This window comes from Aeromonas sp. R10-2, from assembly GCF_040908445.1.
Lineage (GTDB): Bacteria > Pseudomonadota > Gammaproteobacteria > Enterobacterales > Aeromonadaceae > Aeromonas > Aeromonas veronii.
In genome coordinates this window covers 48117-68390 of sequence record NZ_JBFODS010000041.1, presented here as the reverse complement: position 1 = coordinate 68390, position 20274 = coordinate 48117, and the positions used below count along the sequence as shown (strand labels likewise).

Genomic DNA, 20274 nt, shown 5'->3' with positions numbered 1-20274 from the left:
GGTAATCCCCCCATTTTTTGGAGCACTCAAAAGTAGAGGTCATGCGGCCTGTGCCAAGCGCTGTTTCGGCGTGTAGCCGCCCAGCGCCATATTGGGCCGCTCATGGTTATAAACCCACAGCCAGTTCGTGGCAAATTCCTGTAACTCATTCAGTGACTCAAACAGGTAATGGCCCAACCAGTCGTAACGCACAGTGCGGTTAAATCGCTCTATGTAGGCATTCTGCTGCGGGTTGCCTGGCTGGATATACCTCAGCGCAATCCTCTTCTGCTGCGCCCATTGCTTGAGCTCTTCGCTGATGTATTCCGGACCATTATCACAGCGGATTGCGGCTGGTTTGCCCCGCCACTCGATGACCTGCTCCAGCACCCGTTTGACTCGCGAGGCAGGCAAGGAAAAATCCACCTCGATGCACAGTGCTTCGCGATTGAAGTCATCGATCACATTAAACAACCGCACCGAACGACCATCGCTGAGCTGGTCATGCATAAAGTCCATCGACCAACAGTGATTCGGTTGGTCAGGGACTGCCAACGGCTCCGGCTTGGCGCGTACTAGCCGCTTCTTGGGTTTTATCCGCAGATTGAGCTCTAGCGCCCGATAGATCCGGTAGACCCGCTTGTGGTTCCAGCCAAAGCCTTTGACGTTACGCAGGTACAGGAAGCACAGTCCGAAACCCCAGTTGCGCTGGTTGGCGGTGAGGCGCAGTAGCCAGTCGGCAATCTCCTGGTTTTCATCAGCCAGCACGGGCTGATAACGGTAGCAACCCTCGCTCACCTTGAACACCTGGCAAGCCAGACGGATAGAAATGGCGTAATGAGCCACAGCCTTGGTCGCCATCTCCCTGCGGGCAGATGGCGTCACCACTTTTTTGCCATCGCCTCGGAGATGATCTCAGCCTTTAGGCGCTCCTCGGCATACATCTTCTTAAGGCGACGATTTTCCTCTTCCAGCTCTTTGAGGCGCGCCATGAGAGAGGCATCCATGCCACCGAATTTGGAGCGCCACTTGTAGAAGGTGGCGGAGCTGATGCCATGCTCACGGCAGAGCTCAGGGACGGGTGAACCAGACTCGGCCTGCTTGAGGATGGCGATGATCTGTGCATCGCTAAAGCGTGATGTTTTCATGTAGAACCTCCTGCGTTCAAGATACGAGAAAATTCTACTTATGAGCACCTCAGTTTTTCGGGGGGATTACCAAGCCATCTGGGTGACGGCGGTGGCAATCTGCTGGATCTGCGTGTCTTGCGAAGAGATATCCTGGCTGGCCAGCGAGGCGGAGCCGCGCAGGTCATTGGCCATGGCATTGAGCGACGCGGTGGTGTCATCCACCCTGCCGAGTACGGTACGGATCTTCGCTTGCCCGAGCTTGATATGGAAATCGGCAATGCTGTGGGGGGCATCCCCCGAGAAGATAAGGCGGCTGATGCTGTCGTAATCCTGCTCGAGCTGCTGCAAGAATCGCGGTGTGAGGAAGAGAGGGTGACGATTGAACCAGATGGCTGCCAAGAGAGGAATGATGACCCAGAGCGCCTGCAGCGGTGAGAGCAGCCAGAGCGCGCTGATCACGCTGACGAGCAGCAGAGGTATGGTCATCATGGCCGGTGTGAGTTGACGCAGGCCCATGTGAATGGCAGAGCCGGTTTCACGGGCTTTAAGGGTTTTGTACATCTTGCTGGCACGCGCTTTGTGCTCTGCGGCGGGACGGCAGCGGACGGATTGGTAACCGACCATCTTGCCATCTTCATAGATCGGGGTGACATAGGCATCAACCCAATAATAGCGACCATCTTTGCAGCGATTTTTTACCATGCCTCGCCATGGTTTGCCTGCCTGCAGGTGGGCCCAGAGATCGGCAAACGCTGCCTTGGGCATGTCGGGGTGGCGCACCAGATTGTGATGCTGCCCCAACATCTCTTCCAAGCGATAGCCTGCCACCTGACAAAACGCCGGATTGGCGTAGGTGATGTCCCCTTTGAGGTCGGTCGTCGATACCAACTGGATATCGTCGGCAAATTCAACCTCGGTATCTGTGGTGTGAAGCGAGCTGGTTACCATGATCAGGCTCCGGTTTCGGCGTAACGGAATACTTCGTTTGAGTATGGCAGAGGATGTTCATTTATTGTGTTGTTGCACATTAACTCTTGTGCTACTGCGTGGGGACGGGATGGGTCTCACATTTTTACACCATGGTTTGGCGAGGGGTGGCAGGCCAAGTCACATGGCCCGGAGAGCAGCAAACCCCTCATCCTTTGGCGGTCTCAAATTGATTGCCGTACGGAATAGATAAAACGCCGATCAGTTGATCGGCGTTTTGTCTATGGGAAGCCTGATGGTTTCACACTCGGCTGCTTTGGCATTTTGCCTGTTTAAAGATGGGCGACTTAAAACAGCAGTTGCGTCAGGTAGCCCATCAGGATCGCCATGCCGAGGATCACGGTAAGGAAGGCCACAATCATCGGGGTTCTGAACATGGATTTGAGCAGGATCACCTCGGTCAGGCTGGCTCCGGCACTGCCGATGATCAGCGCCATGACGGCGCCCATTCCCATCCCTTTACCCAGTAGTACCGACGCCAGCGGGATCACGGCCTCGGCACGGATGTAGAGCGGGATCCCGACGATGGCACTGAAGGGGATGGCCAGCGGGTTGTCGGCACCAGCATGGGCGGCGATCCACTCGGCCGGAATAAAACCGTAAATAAACGAGCCGATAAGCACCCCCAGCAGCAGGAAGGGCAATACCGCTTTGAATTGCTGCCAGGCATCGAGGCGAGCTTTGACCCAGGCGGTGGGGAGCTGTGGTGCTCTGGTCAGGGTTGCCGTGCCATCGCCGCAGCAGGAGAGGGTGGCCTGTTCTGCCATCTCTGGTTGCGGTGCCGGGCAGCACGCTGACCCGTTGAGGGGTTTGATTGCGCGAATGGCACTGCGTTGGTTGTCACTGCAATGTGCTTGAGTGGTGGTGCGGGTCGCCGGGCCACAGCCGCTACCGCAAGAGGGGGTGGCCTCTTTGGGGTCGATGACATGGCGCTCGAATCTCAATCTGTCGAGCAGCATGCTCGCCATGACGGAGACGCTGGCGGCGATCACGGCGTAGAGCAGGGTCACTTTCCAGCCGAAGGTGGCCCACATCAAGCCGACGATGATGGGGTTCAGCAGTGGCGAAATAAACAGGAAGGTGGGGTGGGGCCAAAGCCAGCCTTGGCCGAGAGCAGCCCTCTCAGCATGGGGATGGTGGAGCAGCTGCAAAAGGGGGTGACGGCACCGAGCAGGGCCGAGAGCAGATAGCCCTTGCCATGTCTCGCCCCCAGCATCCGCTGGATCTTCTCGTCGGGGATCTTCTGGCGGATCAGGCTGACCCCGGCGCTAATGACCAGAAACAGCACCGACAGCTCGACAGCCAGAAACAGGAACATCTGGGCTGCATCGGTCAGCATGGTTAACCACTCATTCATTGTCGTATCCTCACTTGGTTTCTATATTTCCAAAATAATCGAAATGAATGGCCGGTCAAGATATTTCTGGTATTATCGAAATATCACATTCGTGGAGGGAGCAGAGATGCAACTGGAAGAGGTCGCCAAGGCATTGAAAGAGCTGGGTCATCCGACCCGGCTGTTTATCTTCAAGCATCTGGTCAAGGCGGGAGAGCAGGGGCTGCCGGTGGGGGAGCTGCAAAAGCAGCTGGCGATCCCCGCTTCCACCCTCAGCCACCATATCGCGGCGCTGGTCTCGGTGGGGCTGGTGAAGCAAAACCGGGAGAGTCGCACCCTGCTTTGCGTCTCTCAATACGCGGTGTTGGAGGAGATCATCGCTTTTTTCCGCGATGAGTGTTGCGTCAACAGCCCGGAGCATCGGCAAGATCAAAGGCAAGAGCTGCCTTCCTGAGGGCTACGGCTGCTAGTCGTGCTGCGCGCAATAAAAAAACGCCGATCATGTGATCGGCGTTTTGCATTGATGTCGCTAGATTCGGGCATTAACCCAGATTGGCTGCGACCTTGCTTTGGGCTTGTCCTTTGCGCTTGATGACAAAGCCAATGCCCAGTACCACCAGCCAGGCGGGGATCAGTTCGACCGAGATGCGGAAATCGGGGGTCATATACATGATCACCAGAATGCCAGCCATGAACGCGAGGCAGAGATAGTTGCCGAAGGGATACCAGAACGCCTTGAACTTGGGCTGGACGCCTTCTGCGACCTTGGCCTTGCGGAACTTGAGGTGCGCGAGGCTAATCATCGCCCAGTTGATCACCAGTGCGGAGACCACCAGCGCCATCAGCAGACCGAACGCCTTGCCCGGCATCAGGTAGTTGATCAGCACGCAGAGCAGGGTGGCGATGGCCGAGACCGAGAGGGCCACCAGCGGCACGCCGCTCTTGTTGGTCTTGAGCAGAGCTTTCGGGCCGTTGCCCTGTTTGGCCAGCCCGAACAGCATCCGGCTGTTGCAGTAGACGCAGCTGTTGTAGACCGACAGTGCCGCTGTCAGTACCACGATGTTGAGTACGGTGGCGACCAGATTGCTGTCCAGAGCGTGGAAAATCATCACGAACGGGCTGCCGCCTTCCACCACTTTACCCCAGGGATAGAGGGACATCAGGATAGCCAGGGCGCCGATGTAGAAGATGAGGATGCGGTAGATCACCTGATTGGTGGCCTTGGGAATGCTCTTCTCGGGGTTGTCCGCTTCGGCGGCGGTAATGCCCACCAGCTCCAGACCTCCAAAGGAGAACATGATCACCGCCATCGCCATCACCAGACCGCTGATGCCGTTGGGGAAGAAGCCGCCCTGAGCCCACAGGTTGGTGACGCTTGCCTCGGGTCCGCCGGCACCGGAGAGGAGCAGATAGCCGCCAAAGCCAATCATGCCGATGATGGCGACCACCTTGATGATGGCGAACCAGAACTCCATCTCGCCAAACGCTTTGACGTTGGAGAGGTTGATGGCGTTGATCAGCACGAAGAAGAAGGCTGCCGACATCCAGGTCGGGATCTCGGGCCACCAGTACTGGACATAGATGCCCACCGCGGTCAGCTCGGCCATGCTCACCAGCACGTAGAGCACCCAGTAGTTCCAGCCGGACGCAAAACCGGCAAACTCGCCCCAGTATTTGTAGGCAAAGTGGCTGAAGGAGCCAGCTACCGGCTCTTCCACCACCATTTCACCGAGCTGGCGCATGATCAGGAAGGCGATAAAGCCGCCGATTGCATACCCCAGCAGTACGGAGGGGCCTGCCATCTTGATGGTTTGGGCAATGCCCAGAAAGAGGCCGGTGCCGATGGCGCCGCCCAAAGCAATCAACTGAATGTGGCGGTTTTTAAGGCCGCGCTTCAGCTCCTCACCGTCTTGTTTCAAATCCATGGGTCTGTCCTTACGTCTCTGTTGTCTCTGGTCGGTGTTGGGCTCATCCTGAGCAGGCCGCAGTGCGTAGCCAAAACCTGACGAAAGCTGTATTTATTTCGTTACGCCATGCCATTTTCAATTTTTAGTGTTGGCTGGCAACCGAAGCAGAATAGTGATAATCCGCCATGAATGCACCTGTTTTCCATCTCTAATGGCCGTGTTTTGTACCAAAGGCAGCTTTTTCATGATCTGAAGAGGCTTCTTGGTAGTTTTTGGTTGATGTTTGTGCAATCGAATTCTGTTTTATTGACATTATGTCTTGTTGGTGTGTTTTTGTGGTGCCAAGCCACAAATGGATGCAAATGATGCCAAACAAGCGAGAGTACAGGGAAGAGTGCAGGGAGTTGGAGTACAGAGAGCGCGAAAGCGTGCTGCAACAAGGGGTTGCCCGGGGTGTGCTGGTGGCGCTCTGGTTAGGGATTGCCGCCAGTCCGCTGTTGTTGCTGGTGGCTGCCACCATGCTGCTGGGCTGGCTCTCGCTCGGTGATCAGGAGTTGCTGCACTACTGGCAGTCGCTGTTGCTGGTGGGTGGGGTAACGGGGGCGCTCGTTGGCGGCTGGCTGGCGGAGCGGGTTCGCCTGCGCCACGGTTTACTGGCCTTCTATGCCCGGTTGATGAACAACCCTGAGCTCAATCGTTAGTGAACGCTGGCTGTTTGCCGAGCGCAGCAGAACGGAATCGAATCGCGGCTAACTGGCAGCGGGTGACAAGGGCACAACGCCAAGGTCGACAAGAAGAGGGATAAGCATTTGTGGTGCTTATCCCTTTTTTATCCATACTTTTCACTGCCATCTATGTGAATTGCAGTTCGCTACAGCTGACTTTCGCCGCGACACTGTAATTTTTATCTTTTGTTGATGCCGATAGCTGTCAAGCTGGCTTAACAGAGCTGGCGGCGCAGACCGGTTGCCTCGAGAACCTTGGCGCTGATCTCCTCCACCGAGTGGGAGCTGGTATCCAGGAAGCGGATCGCCTCCTGGCGAAACAGTCGCTCCACGCAGGCCAGCTCCTGCTCGCACTGTTCGATGGAGGAGTAGCGGCTGTTGGCACGGCGCTGGTTACGGATCTCGTGCAGCCGCTGCGGCGCTATGGTGAGGCCAAACAGCTTGTGACGGTTGGCCTTGAGGGGGGCGGGCAGCTCCAGCATCCCCATGTCCTGCTCGATAAAGGGGTAGTTGGCGGCACGAATGCCGAACTGCAGCGCCAGATAGAGGCTGGTGGGGGTCTTGCCGCAGCGGGAGACCCCGATCAGGATGATGTCCGCCTCATCGTACTCCTTGGTGGTAATGCCATCGTCGTTGGCCAGTGCGAAGTTGACCGCCTCGATGCGATCGTCATAGAGCTTGCGATTCTCCATGCCGTGGGTGCGGTGGAGGCGGGGCTCGGCTTTTACCCCCAGCTCCTGCTCCAGCGGGCTGACGAAGGTGTTGAGAAAGTCGTGGCCGCACGCCTCTGATTTCAGTACCTCTTCCCGTACCAGCGGGTCGACGATGGTGTGAAACAGAATGGGGCGTACCCCGGTCTGGCGGAACTGCTCATCGATCCGCATCCGTACCTGACGGGCTTTCTCCAGTGTCTCCACAAAGGGGATAGTGATCTGCTCGAAGGCCAGCGGAAACTGGCTCAATACCGCGTGACCGAACACTTCGGCGGTGATAGCGGTTCCGTCTGAAACATAAAATACGGTGTGCACGTAGGGCTCCTGTGATACCGCGGGTAGGGTCGCATGGGGTAAGGGGTGAGAAGTATCTCCCGAAACCATACCAGTTTTGTCAACCGGTCTGCTGTGCCCAAGTTGTGAAGTGGCTAGCAAACCTGAATCGTTATCTTTTTGTGTCGCCATTGTAGAATGTTCCGGTCATTCGACCATCCCCAACGCTTGCTCGGGGATTTTTTTGAAAACCAGTGGAAAACGTTTTCATGGTCGTTGGCAACAAAAGAAACAGACAATAACGCACCTGACTTACCCATAACCTCATCGATTAAATCGGGCGCACGAGGTGCTATGGCATCGGTGCCCACCAACCTGGAGACATCCAAGTGCAACAGTACGTGCTCTGGTACGAACAACTCGGAATGCAGGACGTAGAACGAGTTGGCGGCAAGAACGCATCCCTTGGCGAGATGATCAGCAACCTCTCTGGCGCCGGCGTATCCGTGCCGGGGGGCTTTGCCACCACCGCCTTTGCGTTTAACGAGTTTCTGGAGTCAAGCGGCCTCAACGGCAAGATCCACCATCTGCTCGACAATCTCGACGTGGACGATATCGCCGCCCTCAACCGGGCCGGTCAGCAGATCCGCGACTGGGTGATAGAAGCGCCGTTCCAGCCCAAGCTGGAGCAGGCTATCCGGGTTGCCTATGAAAAGTTGAGTGCCGGTGTCGAGGCCTCGTTTGCGGTGCGCTCCTCCGCCACCGCCGAAGATATGCCGGACGCCTCCTTTGCCGGTCAGCAGGAGACCTTCCTCAACGTACGTGGCATCGATGCCGTCATGACGGCGGTCAAGCATGTGTTTGCTTCCCTGTTCAACGATCGCGCTATCTCCTATCGGGTGCATCAGGGCTATGACCACAAGGGCGTTGCCCTCTCGGCCGGGGTACAGCGGATGGTGCGCTCGGATCTCGCCGCCTCCGGCGTCATGTTTACTCTGGATACCGAGTCCGGCTTCAACGACGTGGTCTTTATCACCGGGGCCCATGGTCTTGGCGAGATGGTAGTGCAGGGAGCGGTCAACCCGGATGAATTCTATGTGCACAAGCCGACCCTCAAGGGGGGCCGCCCGGCGGTGGTGCGCAAGACCCTCGGCTCCAAGCTTATCAAGATGACTTACTCTGACGATGCCGGTCACGGCCGTCAGGTGAAGATTGTCGACACCAATGAGGCCGAGCGCAGCCGCTTCTGCATCAGCGATGAGGAGGTGATGGCGCTGGCGAAACAGGCCCTCATCATCGAGCAGCACTATGGCCGCCCGATGGATATCGAGTGGGCAAAGGATGGTCAGGATGGCCAGCTCTATATCGTGCAGGCTCGCCCGGAAACCGTGCGCAGCCGTCAGGAGGCCAACACCCTCGAGCGTTTTGCCCTCAAGCAAGCGGGCAAGGTGTTGATCGAGGGGCGGGCCATCGGCCACAAGATTGGCGCGGGTCCGGCGCGGGTCATCTCCTCCATCAGCCAGATGGACGAAGTACAACCCGGCGACGTGCTGGTCACCGACATGACCGATCCGGACTGGGAGCCCATCATGAAGCGGGCCTCCGCCATCGTCACCAACCGGGGTGGCCGCACCTGTCACGCCGCCATTATCGCCCGCGAGCTGGGCATTCCGGCAGTGGTGGGCTGTGGCAACGCTACCGATCATATTCAGCCGGGCCAGCGGATCACCGTCTCCTGCGCGGAAGGGGATACCGGTTTTATCTATGACGGCGAGCTGGACTTCGACGTGGCGGTGACCGAGGTGGGCAATATGCCGCGCCTGCCCATCAAGATCATGATGAACGTCGGCAACCCGGACCGCGCTTTCGACTTTGCTCAGTTGCCCAATGCCGGGGTAGGGCTGGCGCGCCTTGAATTCATCATCAACCGGATGATCGGCGTGCACCCCAAGGCCTTGCTGGAGTTTGACCAGCAAACCCCAGAGCTGCAGGCCACCATCGGCAAGATGATCGCCGGTTACGACAGCCCGCGGGAGTTCTACGTGGCCAAGCTGACCGAGGGGATCGCCACTCTGGGTGCTGCGTTCTGGCCGGAGCGGGTGATTGTGCGGATGTCGGACTTCAAGTCCAACGAGTACGCCAATCTGGTGGGCGGTCGTGGCTACGAGCCCCACGAGGAGAACCCGATGATCGGTTTTCGTGGCGCATCCCGCTACATCGCCGATAGCTTCCGCCCCTGCTTTGCCCTCGAGTGCGAGGCGATCAAGCGGGTGCGCGATGTGATGGGGTTGACCAACGTCGAGGTGATGATCCCCTTCGTGCGCACCGTGGGCGAGGCGGAGCAGGTGATCGACATCCTGGCCGAGAACGGTCTGCGCCGCGGCGAGCGGGGGCTCAAGGTGATCATGATGTGCGAGATCCCGAGCAACGCCCTCTTGGCAGACAAGTTCCTCGAGCACGTGGACGGCTTCTCCATCGGCTCCAATGACATGACCCAGCTCACCCTTGGGCTGGATCGGGACTCGGGGCTGATTGCCCACCTGTTCGACGAGCGTAACGAGGCGGTCAAGGCGCTGCTGGCGATGGCGATCCAGGCTGCGCGCAAGGCGGGCAAGTACGTGGGGATCTGCGGTCAGGGGCCATCCGATCACCCGGACTTTGCCGCCTGGCTAGTGGAGCAGGGGATAGATTCGGTGTCGCTCAACCCCGATACCGTGGTCGATACCTGGCTCTATCTGGCGGAGCAGCATGGTGCCAAGTAAGCCACTATCAAAATGAGCAGTACAGAAAGGGGGCCATAATGGCCCCCTTTGTTATCTGCGTGTCGCGACCTATTTCGGCTGCTGTTCGGCCCCCGACAGCTCGATCTGTACCTTCACCCCTTCGCTCTTGAGCTTGGTGGTGATGGCGTTGAGATCGGTGCCCGGTTTGGCCTCCAGCAGGGCGATACCACCACTGCTCTGTTTGAAGTTCAGGCCGTGGCGAGTCGCCAGCGCCTTGGCGCTGGCATCGTCAGCTTCCACCAGCAGGGTGCCGCTTACAGTCAGCTCCGGGCTGGCGGCCCCTTGCATCAACACGTCACCGCGGCGCAGGGTCTGTTGCGGGACCTTGCTGTCAAGGCTGCGGGCGACCCGCTTCTTGCTGTCGTTGTCGGGAATGAGGTAAGTCTGGCCGTTCACCTCTATGGTGCTGTACTGCTTGCCATCCATGGTGACGGACTCTTGGGCGCAGAGCTGTCCCGAGAGGGGGGCCAGCAGGGTTGCCAGAAGCAAGGTAACAGGTTTGTTCATGGTAATACTCCTAGCGTGTTAGCTGCGGTTGGCATCGTGACCCAGGACCCGCAGGGACCATGAGATCAGCTTGCCCGGTTGGCGATTGTTGCGCTCGGTCAGGGTGGTACGCTCACGGGTCTCGCGATTGAGCAGAGAGACCTGACGGGTACCGTTGGCAACATCGGTTACTTCCAGTCGCCATGTGCCTTGCGCCGATTCGCCGTAGAACTTGTTGGATAGCATCCGCATGTCGCGCAATCCCTTGGTTCGCACAAAGCCCAGTTGTTGCTGGTCGAGAGATTGGCCGACCAGGCTGTTGAAGGGGCTCAGCAGGATGCTGCGGGTGCCGGCGGGGGAGACCAGTTCGATCAGCAGATCGGGCAGGCGCTGGTGATCCAGGCTCACCATCACCTGAACCGCTTCTACCGTCAATGGTGTCGCGATGCGGGTTGTCGAGCTGGTCGGGCTGTTGCCCACATCCGCAATGGCGGCGGCACTGCCGCTGACATTGATCTTCTGCCACGGCAGTTGCACCAGCGGGGGCAGGGGCTGGTGATTGGCTGCCAGCTCAAGGGCCTTGTTGACGTCAATCAGACCAAAACCGTAAGTGGGGCTGAACCACATGCCGGCGGCATTACGCTCCCACCCTTCCAGCCCTTTCACATCGCGCACCTTGCCGGTGCTGCTGGTGTAGCTGACCATCACAGGTTTCTGTGTGGCATCGACCCGGGTTGCGCTGCGCGCCAGCAGATCCCGCAGGTCACGTACCGACAGATCCGGGTAGGCAGACATCAGCAGCGCCATGGCACCGGAGGTGCTGGGGGTGGCGGAGGAGGTGCCGTTCATCACGCCGTTGTAGTCGCAGCTGGCATCCAGTTGCGGGTTGCCGTGCAGCCGGTTGGTGCTGGGATCGTCGGTGCGGTTGTAACCCATGTCGCAGCCGGGCAGATCCGTGGTTACCATCGCCGGAGAGTCGGTACCGTACTCGCCGCCGGTCGCGCTCAGGAAGATGTTGCTGCCGACGCTGGAGTAGGAAGATCTGACGCCATCGGCGTTGAGAGCGCTCACCACCAGGTTCCAGAAGTTGCTGTTGGAGGGATCGAGGTTGCTGTTTTCAAACGGCAATTTGGGGCCATTGCCGGTGCGGTTAAGCACATAGCCGCCCGCCGCTATCTTGTTGAAGCCGTTGCCGGCGGCCTTGATATAGGCTGCGCCCTGCGCCTTGAGGGTCTGCTGTTCAAACAGACGATCAAGCTGGGATTGATCCAGAGAGTTGGCAGAGCGGGGATCCACCACACTCATGCCGTAGCTCTGGTTGAACACCCGGTTGTCGCGGCTGGCATCGCTGTCGCCAAGGGCGTAGAGCCAATCCTTCTGCAACTGCTGGCTGTTGTCATCCAGCAGGTTGAAACCCTGCAACTGGGCTCGCGGGGCAATACCCTTGGTACCGATGGCGTTGTCCACCGCCGCAATAATGCCGGAGACCGAAGTGCCGTGGGCCGTATCCGGATCGGTCGGTGTCGGGTCATCGCTGCCGGTTACCACGTTTTTCGACCCCGGACGCACGTTGTCCGCCAGATCCGGGTGGGCGATGGCCAGACCATCATCCACCACGGCCACATTGACTCCCTGGCCCAGCACGCCGGTGCGATGAGCCCACCAGAGGTTGAGATCATTGCCCGCTATGCCGCCACGGGAGCTGAATCCATCCTGGCCGCTGTTGAGCAGATACCACTGCTGCTCCTGCAGGGGATTGGCACCTGGCAGGCAGCGCTCGGTGCTGCTGCGTCCGATATCCATGCCGCTCTCCTTGCCGGTGAGCGGCGCACAACCTTCATTTGCCTGAACGAGCGCACTGGGCAGGGTCGACAGCAGTGCTGTGATCGCCAGTGCTAACGATGTTTGCTTCATTATTTTTTTAACTCCATCTTGGATCGCACCATCCTGAGTGCGACGGAAATCTATACACGGGTGGTAGGGGTTCAAAAAGAGCCATTTTCAAAAAACGCAATGAGGTTCAAAGAAATCCGATCTGGTTTGTGGTAGGTATTCCAATGACGCTGGTTATGTGTTTTATTGAGAATGGTTCTCACCGCTCGCTACTGATCTTTTTATCTGTAATTCACTCCTCTCGCGACTCTCCTTCGCCGTAGCCATCCCGATTCGGGGCAATCCCGAGGGGAGCTCGTGCGCTCTTGAACGTGAGCGGCATGGTTGTGTGTGCCAACGTGAGTACAGCTATGCATTCGGGGGTGACAGCAAGGGTGATGAGGTGGAACCAGCGGTTTATTGCTTGGCGGCAGTGGATGACTCTGTTATGGTAACCAAAATAGCCGTTTGGATGGCTAGATTGCTGCGGTTTGAGGGGCCTAATCTCTGAGAGCCACCCCGCCGCAGTCCCATAGCTTGATGCGTACCTGACAGGGAGTCCCTATGCCGTTTCGTTTCTTCTTATCTTCTCCTTTGACTGCTTCCTTGCGCGCCACTGCTGGCGCCAGCACCTTTATTGCCGCGATAGCGGTCGGGAGCCTCTCTTTTTCCGCGGTTGCCGCCGATGCGTCCTTGCCGACCAAACAGGAGATCGTGATTGGTACCACGGTGGGGGATTTTGCCGACATGGTGACCGACTCCATCAAGCCGCAGCTGGAGGCCAAGGGGTACAAGGTCAAGCTGGTGGAGTTCACCGACTATGTGACCCCCAATATTGCTCTGGCTGACGGATCACTGGATGTGAACTGCTTCCAGCACAAACCTTATCTGGAGAGTTTTGCCAAAGATCGCGGCTTGTCGCTGGCGCCCATTACCCAAGTGCCAACTGGCCCGATGGGACTCTATTCCGGCAAGTTGGCAGCACTCGACAAGGTGAAAGAGGGGAGCACGGTGGCCATCCCCAACGATCCCACCAATCAGGCGCGGGCGTTGTTGATGCTGCAGGATCTTGGTTGGCTGACCCTCAAGGAGGGGATAAACCCGCTCAAGGCGAGCGAGTTTGATGTGGTGAACAATCCGCACAATCTCAAGCTGGTGTTGCTGGAGGCAGCACAACTGCCCCGCTCGCGCGAGGATGTGGACTTCTCGGTGATCAACGGTAATTTTGCTGCCTCCAGCGGTATCCCGTTCAGTGAAGGACTGTTTCTGGAGCGCAGCTACGATTTTATCAACTGGGTGGTGGTGAAAAGCGCAGATGCGGATCAGCCGTTTGCCAAAGATGTGGCGGCGGCCTACAACTCGGCGGCTTTCAAAGCCTATGCAGCCAAGCGTTTCGTCGGCTACAAGTACCCGCAAGGGTGGGGTGGCTAACTGTCGTGAACGTGGCCCGGCTATACAACGAAAAACGCCCCAAATTCGGGGCGTTTTTTATGGTAGCAAGCCATTAAGGGGCGCTTCACTGGTTGCGATAGAAGCGGTTCAGCTCGTTCATCACCTGGATCATGGCGCCCATATCCGGGGTGCCGTGCTTGATCGGGCGATAGCTGTTGCGCTCCAGCAGTTCGAAGTCACCCTGCTTGTTGAAGTGGGTGATGGTGTCCCCTTCATAGATGGCGAAGTCGTTCTGATCCCCGGCCAGCAGCCAGTTGCGCGGGCTGGTATCAAACAGCGAGCGGCCAACGCTGTAATCGCGCGCCGGATTGCGCACGCCCAGCATCCCCTGCATCAGGGTCGGCGCCAGATCGAAATGGCTGCTTGGTTGTTCCCGAACGTCACTGCCGCGCCCCGGCCAGGCCAGTACCAGCGGTACCTGCACCTGATAGAGTGAGTAGTTGCTGCCTGCGCCCCAGCTGTTGCTGCGGGTGTCGTTGAACTCCTGACCGTGGTTGGAGGTGATGACGACGATGGTGTTGCTGTCCATCCCCTGCGACTGCAATTTGGTCAGCATCTGCTCAAGCAACTGGTCGGTATAGAAGACCGAGTTCTTGTAGCGGTTCTCCAGTTTTTGCAGGTTCTCCGCCCGATAGGCGGTCGCCGGATTGAAGTTGGCAAGCTCCGGTTGGAACGGCCCCTTCATGGTGGCGGGCAACTGGTAGTCGCCGGGGCTCGAGAGATAGACCAGCGAGAACCAGGGACGCTCGGGTGAGCGCTTCTCCAGCCACTGTTGCCAGTCGGTCAGCAGCTTGCCATCGTCACTCTGCTCTGAGACAAACACCTGCTTGCGCAGACCGGCGAGGATGCTCTTGCGATACTTCTGGGCATCTTCCATCGCGCCGAACAGCCCGAACTGGTAATCCTGGCGCAGCATCTCGTCGAACAGCACCGGCGGACGCTTGTCGCTGCTGATGTCCTTGTAGTAGTGACCGGGCAACCCGTAGAAGAGGCTGAACATGCCCATCAGGTCGTCGTTGCCGCCACTCAGGTGATTGCGGAACGTCAGATGCTGATCCGCATAGCGCTGCAGATTGGGCATGTTGATGTTGTTGAGCATGTCAAAACGCAATGAGTCGACCACCACAATCAGCAGATTGTTGTGAGTCAGGGGGGCGTTGACGTTGAGCGGGCGCAGCGGATAGTGCATCCGGCTGTCGCTGTTATCCCCCTGGGAAGCAGCCTGCTTCTCGTACTGATCCAGATCCAGCCAACCATGTTTGGCCAAGAAGGAGCGGGCCGTCATGGGGTAGGAGAGGGGGAAGTTGGCTCTCTGCATGGTGATGGGCTGATAGAGGGTCGCATCCGCCCAGCTGTTGACCACATGGGTCAGAATAAAGCAGATCAGCAGGGCCAGCCCCACCTGATTGCCGTACTGGCGGCGCTTGCGCTTGTTGATCTTGCGCCAGACATAGGCCGACAGCAGCAGTTGCAGCAGGAAGATGGTGGGCACGGCAACGAAGATGATGCTCCAGATTGAGCCCTCTTCGGTCTGCGCCTGATCCAGCAGCAACTGCCATACCTGACTGTTGAGGTGGAACTTGAACAGCCGGAATACCTGGGTGTCGATCAGCAGCAGCACCAGCGCCAGGGTGGCGATGATGGCCGAGATGAACCGCAACGACTTCTCCTTGGGCAGCACGAAGCTGAGCGGGAAGATCGTCAACAGGTAGGTGACAAAACTCAGAAACGAGAAGTGGCCAATCCAGCTTACAACGAGATAGATCACGCCAAGCGTGGTCGATGGCCAGCTGATGGCACCCAGATAACGGGTGGCGATGAGCATGGCCAGAATAATGTTGAAGAAGGAGAACCAATGCCCCCAGGTGATCAGGCGAGAGACATTATCACGATAGGGGTTACCGGTTTCGACCATAGTGATCCATCTGCGTTGAGAAACGTCAAATCAACAGAGTCGGGGACTCAGTGTGCGTCGTGGCGATTATCGACCGATGCGGTCAGGGCCTGGACAAACTTTTCAGTGATGGCCTGGCGCTGGGCTGGTGCCATACCGTTGATGATATTGGTGGTCAGATTGCCAAGCACCATAAGGCTGAGATCTACCGGCGCTTTATGCTTTTCCAGCGCGGTGATCAGGTCGTTCATCAGGGCGTCAAATTGCTCGTTATTGTACTTTGATACGATAGGCATAATCTTCAGTTCATCTCGGTTCAAAGCGCCTTATAATACTTCACCCTTTCGGCTAACACTATGGCTTTGTGACATGAGTCTCGATATCGACAAGATCATTCTTCACTCCTTGCGCCAGGGCGGCGATGGTCAACCCCACGCCGATACCCGCAGCCAGACCCTGCCCCCTGATGAGGCGGTACAGGGACTGATGGCGGAACTGCATCGGATCTACAACGGCAAGGGCGGCAAGGGCTTTGGCTTCTTTGCTGATCCCGAGGCCGCCGTCGCCGAGCTGGCCGACGGTGAAGAGGCTCCCAAGCAGCCTTCACCCGCATTTCGTATCGCCCTCGAACAGCTGCTCGACGAGCAGACCGAATTCGTCCCCTTCTCGGTCACCGTGACCCAGATGCTGGTCAAGCAGCTGGTGGAGCACGCCCTCGATGAGCAGGGGGTGCTGCTGTTTGCCAAATATAACTACGTCGGGGTCGATTATCTGCTGATTGCTCTGCTGGAGGGCAAGGAGAGCGTCACCGTCAGCGAAGCGCTGGAATTACGCCATATCCAGTATCTGGATATCGGCAAACTCAATCTGGTGGCCCGTATTGATTTGACCGAATGGAAAACCCAACCGGATTCGCGCCGCTATATCACCTTCAGCAAGGGGCGCATTGGTCGCAAACTGGGCGACTTCTTTATGGATCTGCTGGGTGCCCGCGAGGGCATGGATGCCAAGGTACAAAATAAAGGCTTGCTGCAGGCGGTCGAAGATTATTGCGACAGTTGTCAGCTCGAACCGACCGAGCGCAATGACTATAAAAAGCAGGTCTTCAAATATTGCACCGAACAGGCGAGCGCCGGTGAAGAGATCGAAATCAAGGAGCTGTCTGCAGAATTGCCCGGCGACGGTGACCTCGATTTTTACAGCTTTATCGGTCAGGAGTATGAGCTGGAAGAGCGTTTCCCGGCGGATCGCTCTACCCTGCGTGGTTTGACCAAGTTTGTTGGCTCCGGCGGCGGTCTGACTCTGAGCTTTGAGCAGAAGCTGTTGAACAGCCGGATCTTTTACGATCCCCAGACCGACACCCTGACCATCAAGGGTGTGCCGCCCAATCTTAAGGATCAGCTGCTGCGCCAGTCGTAGTCATGCTCCCGAGTGTGATCAACTCGTCATTTCTCGCAAAAAGAGACTCCGCCCCGGCGGGGTCTCTTTTTTTATTGCGCCCGGGCAGACCTCGAAACTGGCGCGGTACTTTGTTAACAAATCAAACAAAATAAACCATCTGAAAGGGTTTTCATTGAGGTGAAAACCCTTTCACTCATGAAATTTTATTTCATTTTGGTAATTATTATTCTGTGGTTGTCTGGAATTAAGCCGATAAATGGCCGTAATTCCCTGAAATAAGAAAATGTTTTCAAAACTTTCTGGAAGGAAATACGTAATTGCATTTCAAAAATGCGAGTTGCGTCATGTGAGCCGTTTGCCGCTTGGGATAATATTCATCTCGCACACAATGCTCTTACAGCGCGGAACTAATACAAGGAAAGGCTCATGAAAAAGAAATTGCTGTCATCCCTGATCGGTCTGGCCACTCTTGGCGTCGCTTGCTCTGCTACTGCTGCCATCGATGAAGGCCAGCTGACCATCTGGATCAACGGTGACAAGGGATACAACGGTCTGGCTGAAGTGGGTAAGAAGTTTGAAGCAGAAACCGGCATCAAGGTTACTGTGGCTCACCCGGATCAGGTTGAAGTGAAATTCCAGCAAGCCGCCGCCACTGGCAACGGCCCGGACATCTTCTTCTGGGCTCACGACCGTTACGGTGAGTGGGTCAAAGCCGGTTTGCTGGTTCCGGTAACGCCGAACGCTGCCACCAAAGGCAAATTTGAACAGCTGGCATGGGATGCCATGACTGTTGATGGCAAAACCTATGGCTACCCGGTTGCCATGGAAGCGGTCAGCCTGATCTATAACAAAGACCTGCTGCCCGAGCCGCCGAAAACCTTCGAAGAGATCGCCAAGATTGACGAGACTCTGAAGAAAAACGGCAAGCGCGCCATCATGTGGGCTTATGACACCCCCTACTTCAGCTATCCGCTGGTGGCTGCCAACGGTGGTTACGCCTTCAAGAAAACCGCTACCGGTTATGACGTCAAAGATACCGGCGTGAACAACGCAGGTGCCAAGATGGGCGTGGGCTACATCTCCGAGATGATCAAGTCCGGTCACCTGGAAAAAGGCATCGACTACGGTGTGATGGACGCCAAGTTCAACAAGGGCGAAGTGGCCATGATGATCAACGGTCCCTGGGCCTGGAGCAACCTGGACAAGAGCGGCATCAAGTACGGCGTAGCGCCGCTGCCGACCCTGAACGGCAAGCCGGCCAAAGCCTTCGTTGGCGTACTGGGTGCCACCATCAACGCCGCCAGCCCGAACAAGGATCTGGCCATCGAGTTCCTGGAAAACTACCTGCTGACCGATGCCGGTCTGGCGCCGGTTAACGCCGACAAGCCGCTGGGTGCCGTTGCGCTGAAATCCTTCCAGAAGACCCTGGAATCCGATCCGCACATCAAGGCCACCATGCTGAACGCCCAGGCTGGTGAGCCGATGCCATCCGTTCCCGAGATGAGCCGTTTCTGGTCTTCCTTCGAAACTGCCCTCAAGAACGTGACCTCCGGTCGTCAGGGTGTTGACGAAGCACTGGATACCGCTGCCAAGCGTATCGTTCAGTAAGCACGCACTACCCGGGAGGCCGTCATGGCCTCCCACTCTCTCAAATCTCTCTTGGCGTTATAAAGGTTAATTGGCATGGAAGTAGTACCTTCTGTTGAGTCCTATGCCGGTCCGAAGGATAAGCACACCTGGCTTAAGTGGACCATAGCGGCCCTGGTTGCCATCCTCAACGGCTACGCAGCCGTGATGATGTACGCTAGTGGCGAGTGGGTATTCGCGCTGCTGGATCTGGTGGTGGTTTCCGTCGGTCTGTATGTCTTCATGAACAAGAAGACCTATGCCCATCGCTACATCTTTCCGGGTGTTGCGGGCATGGTTGTGTTTATCATCTTCCCTCTTGCCTACACCATTGGCATTGCCTTCACCAACTATTCGGGGTCCAACTTGCTCTCCGTGGAGCAGGCGCGGGACTACCACCTGAAGAAAACCTACAAGGTGGCGGGCGGTGAATTCGATTTTACCCTGCTGGGTGGCGACAATGGCCAGTTCCAGCTGCTGCTGACACAGGATGATCAATCCTTTATCAGCCAACCTGTTTCCCTGATGACCAACAAGGCCCGTGAGCTGGCGTCCCGCGAGGGCCGTGTGCAGAACACCCAGCAAGTGGTCGAGCTGCAGCCCTTCACTGGCGAAGCGGCCAGCAAGGCCGCACCGATCCGCGCCATTGTTGAGCATCGTACTCACCTGAGTGACCTTGATCTGGTGCTGCCGGATGGCGGTACCCACCTGACCCTGAGCAGCCTGCGCAAGTTTGCCGCCCAGAAGCAGCACTACACCCGTCTGATGGATGGTGCCGTGCTCAAGTCCGGCGTGGTGATCAAAGACAGCAACCTGCTGCGTGATACCCAGAATGGCGAGCTGATGCTGCCCAATGGTGAGACCGGCTTCTATCAGTACATCGACGAACAGGGTCAGTTTGTCGGCAAGGGTATTGCTCCGGGCTTTGTGGTGAGCGTCGGTTGGAAGAACTTCGCGCGCATCGTCACCGATCCGGGTATCCAGTCACCCTTCCTGCAGATCTTCATCTGGACCGTGATCTTCTCAACCTGCTCCGTCGCTTTCACCCTGGCTATCGGCATGGTGCTGGCCTGTCTGGTGCAGTGGGAAGAGCTCAAGGGGCGCGGTTTCTATCGGGTCATGTTGATCCTGCCCTATGCGATCCCGGCGTTTATCTCCATCCTGGTGTTCAAGGGGTTGTTCAACCAGAACTTCGGTGAGATCAACATGTTCCTGGAAGCGGCGTTTGGCATCAAGCCGGACTGGTATACCAACCCCTTCCTGGCCAAGGTGATGATCCTGATTGTCAACACCTGGCTCGGCTATCCCTACATGATGATCCTCTGCATGGGCCTGCTCAAAGCCATTCCGGAAGATCTCTATGAAGCGTCCGCCATGGACGGTGCCGGCCCGGTACAGAACTTCTTCAAGATCACCGTGCCGCTGCTGATGAAGCCGCTGACACCGCTGTTGATTGCCTCGTTCGCCTTCAACTTCAACAACTTCGTGCTTATCCAGTTGTTGACCAACGGTGCGCCCGACATCATCGGCGCCAGCACCCCGGCCGGTACCACCGACTTGCTGGTGAGTTATACCTACCGGATTGCGTTCCAGGGATCGGGTGGTCAGGACTACGGTCTGGCCAGTGCCATCGCCACAGCTATCTTCCTCATCGTAGGTGCGCTGGCGCTGCTCAACCTGAAATTGTCCAAAGCCGACAAGCAGCTGTAA

The 20274-nt window shown here is 57.4% G+C and carries 15 protein-coding genes and 1 pseudogene; 7 read left to right on the top strand and 9 right to left on the bottom strand.

The genetic code is table 11. The features are described 5' to 3' along the window. Positions 1-39: 39 nt before the first annotated feature. From AB5Y97_RS10250 to AB5Y97_RS10240, 3 genes and pseudogenes are all read right to left on the bottom strand, one after another. A protein-coding gene (locus tag AB5Y97_RS10250) for an IS3-like element ISAs22 family transposase (RefSeq protein ID WP_088821966.1) occupies positions 40-1127 on the bottom strand; the annotation gives its coding sequence in 2 pieces (ribosomal slippage) (positions 40-875 and positions 875-1127; 1089 coding nt in all). A gap of 66 nt (positions 1128-1193) precedes the next feature. Further along, positions 1194-2057 carry a PAS domain-containing protein gene (locus AB5Y97_RS10245; RefSeq protein WP_368157804.1) on the bottom strand — a complete coding sequence of 288 codons (864 nt, stop codon included), beginning with the start codon at positions 2055-2057 and terminating at the stop codon, positions 1194-1196. Positions 2058-2383: 326 nt separating this feature from the next. Then, positions 2384-3453 (bottom strand): annotated as a pseudogene (locus AB5Y97_RS10240) (permease). Between the two features lie 106 nt (positions 3454-3559). On the opposite strand from AB5Y97_RS10240, the gene AB5Y97_RS10235 reads away from it, so the two are divergent. Next, complete coding sequence (locus tag AB5Y97_RS10235) at positions 3560-3886, top strand: helix-turn-helix transcriptional regulator (protein WP_005344826.1); 327 nt, start codon at positions 3560-3562, stop codon at positions 3884-3886. Positions 3887-3974: 88 nt separating this feature from the next. On the opposite strand, the gene AB5Y97_RS10230 is transcribed toward AB5Y97_RS10235, so the two are convergent. Beyond that, positions 3975-5357 carry an amino acid permease gene (locus AB5Y97_RS10230; protein WP_005352966.1) on the bottom strand — a complete coding sequence of 461 codons (1383 nt, stop codon included), beginning with the start codon at positions 5355-5357 and terminating at the stop codon, positions 3975-3977. A 347-nt stretch (positions 5358-5704) separates the two neighbouring features. Between AB5Y97_RS10230 and AB5Y97_RS10225 the strand changes: the two genes are divergently transcribed. Further along, positions 5705-6040 carry a hypothetical protein gene (locus tag AB5Y97_RS10225; RefSeq protein ID WP_139436194.1) on the top strand — a complete coding sequence of 112 codons (336 nt, stop codon included), beginning with the start codon at positions 5705-5707 and terminating at the stop codon, positions 6038-6040. Between the two features lie 239 nt (positions 6041-6279). Here AB5Y97_RS10225 and AB5Y97_RS10220 read toward each other — a convergent pair whose 3' ends face one another. Further along, on the bottom strand, positions 6280-7092 hold the full coding sequence (locus tag AB5Y97_RS10220; protein WP_005344832.1) for a pyruvate, water dikinase regulatory protein: 813 nt from the start codon (positions 7090-7092) through the stop codon (positions 6280-6282). Between the two features lie 347 nt (positions 7093-7439). Between AB5Y97_RS10220 and ppsA the strand changes: the two genes are divergently transcribed. After that, positions 7440-9812: a phosphoenolpyruvate synthase gene (gene ppsA / locus AB5Y97_RS10215; RefSeq protein WP_201945441.1), complete on the top strand. Its 2373-nt coding sequence runs from the start codon at positions 7440-7442 to the stop codon at positions 9810-9812. A 69-nt stretch (positions 9813-9881) separates the two neighbouring features. Here the strand turns inward: ppsA and AB5Y97_RS10210 are convergent, their stop codons facing one another. Both AB5Y97_RS10210 and AB5Y97_RS10205 read right to left on the bottom strand, forming a co-directional pair. Then, complete coding sequence (locus tag AB5Y97_RS10210) at positions 9882-10340, bottom strand: hypothetical protein (RefSeq protein WP_201945440.1); 459 nt, start codon at positions 10338-10340, stop codon at positions 9882-9884. 18 nt (positions 10341-10358) lie between these two features. Continuing rightward, a complete protein-coding gene (locus AB5Y97_RS10205) occupies positions 10359-12233 on the bottom strand; it encodes a S8 family serine peptidase (protein ID WP_368157801.1) in 1875 nt (624 codons plus the stop codon). Between the two features lie 522 nt (positions 12234-12755). On the opposite strand from AB5Y97_RS10205, the gene AB5Y97_RS10200 reads away from it, so the two are divergent. Beyond that, a complete protein-coding gene (locus AB5Y97_RS10200; protein WP_265776365.1) occupies positions 12756-13622 on the top strand; it encodes a MetQ/NlpA family ABC transporter substrate-binding protein in 867 nt (288 codons plus the stop codon). Positions 13623-13707: 85 nt separating this feature from the next. Here AB5Y97_RS10200 and AB5Y97_RS10195 read toward each other — a convergent pair whose 3' ends face one another. Both AB5Y97_RS10195 and AB5Y97_RS10190 read right to left on the bottom strand, forming a co-directional pair. Beyond that, positions 13708-15558: a DUF3413 domain-containing protein gene (locus AB5Y97_RS10195; RefSeq protein WP_157160541.1), complete on the bottom strand. Its 1851-nt coding sequence runs from the start codon at positions 15556-15558 to the stop codon at positions 13708-13710. Positions 15559-15605: 47 nt separating this feature from the next. Beyond that, entirely contained in the window at positions 15606-15833 is a 228-nt protein-coding gene (locus AB5Y97_RS10190; protein ID WP_005333874.1) for a YejL family protein, read from the bottom strand. 73 nt (positions 15834-15906) lie between these two features. Between AB5Y97_RS10190 and yejK the strand changes: the two genes are divergently transcribed. The 3 genes from yejK to malF all read left to right on the top strand — a co-directional run bounded on the left by yejK (position 15907) and on the right by malF (position 20274). After that, a complete protein-coding gene (gene yejK / locus AB5Y97_RS10185) occupies positions 15907-16956 on the top strand; it encodes a nucleoid-associated protein YejK (protein WP_368157799.1) in 1050 nt (349 codons plus the stop codon). Positions 16957-17364: 408 nt separating this feature from the next. Beyond that, positions 17365-18546, top strand: coding sequence for a maltose/maltodextrin ABC transporter substrate-binding protein MalE (gene malE, locus AB5Y97_RS10180; RefSeq protein WP_005333871.1), 1182 nt, complete (start codon positions 17365-17367; stop codon positions 18544-18546). A 75-nt stretch (positions 18547-18621) separates the two neighbouring features. Next, positions 18622-20274 (top strand): maltose ABC transporter permease MalF, encoded by a 1653-nt coding sequence (gene malF, locus AB5Y97_RS10175; RefSeq protein ID WP_005333870.1) that lies wholly within the window; start codon positions 18622-18624, stop codon positions 20272-20274.

Bases quoted from the DNA above. Each gene is read 5' to 3' on its own strand.
- AB5Y97_RS10190 (WP_005333874.1), bottom strand. From the start codon at position 15,833: ATGCCTATCGTATCAAAGTACAATAACGAGCAATTTGACGCCCTGATG.
- AB5Y97_RS10235 (WP_005344826.1), top strand. From the start codon at position 3,560: ATGCAACTGGAAGAGGTCGCCAAGGCATTGAAAGAGCTGGGTCATCCG.
- AB5Y97_RS10200 (WP_265776365.1), top strand. From the start codon at position 12,756: ATGCCGTTTCGTTTCTTCTTATCTTCTCCTTTGACTGCTTCCTTGCGC.
- yejK (WP_368157799.1), top strand. From the start codon at position 15,907: ATGAGTCTCGATATCGACAAGATCATTCTTCACTCCTTGCGCCAGGGC.
- AB5Y97_RS10230 (WP_005352966.1), bottom strand. From the start codon at position 5,357: ATGGATTTGAAACAAGACGGTGAGGAGCTGAAGCGCGGCCTTAAAAAC.
- malE (WP_005333871.1), top strand. From the start codon at position 17,365: ATGAAAAAGAAATTGCTGTCATCCCTGATCGGTCTGGCCACTCTTGGC.
- AB5Y97_RS10245 (WP_368157804.1), bottom strand. From the start codon at position 2,057: ATGGTAACCAGCTCGCTTCACACCACAGATACCGAGGTTGAATTTGCC.
- malF (WP_005333870.1), top strand. From the start codon at position 18,622: ATGGAAGTAGTACCTTCTGTTGAGTCCTATGCCGGTCCGAAGGATAAG.
- AB5Y97_RS10205 (WP_368157801.1), bottom strand. From the start codon at position 12,233: ATGAAGCAAACATCGTTAGCACTGGCGATCACAGCACTGCTGTCGACC.
- AB5Y97_RS10225 (WP_139436194.1), top strand. From the start codon at position 5,705: ATGCCAAACAAGCGAGAGTACAGGGAAGAGTGCAGGGAGTTGGAGTAC.
- AB5Y97_RS10210 (WP_201945440.1), bottom strand. From the start codon at position 10,340: ATGAACAAACCTGTTACCTTGCTTCTGGCAACCCTGCTGGCCCCCCTC.
- AB5Y97_RS10195 (WP_157160541.1), bottom strand. From the start codon at position 15,558: ATGGTCGAAACCGGTAACCCCTATCGTGATAATGTCTCTCGCCTGATC.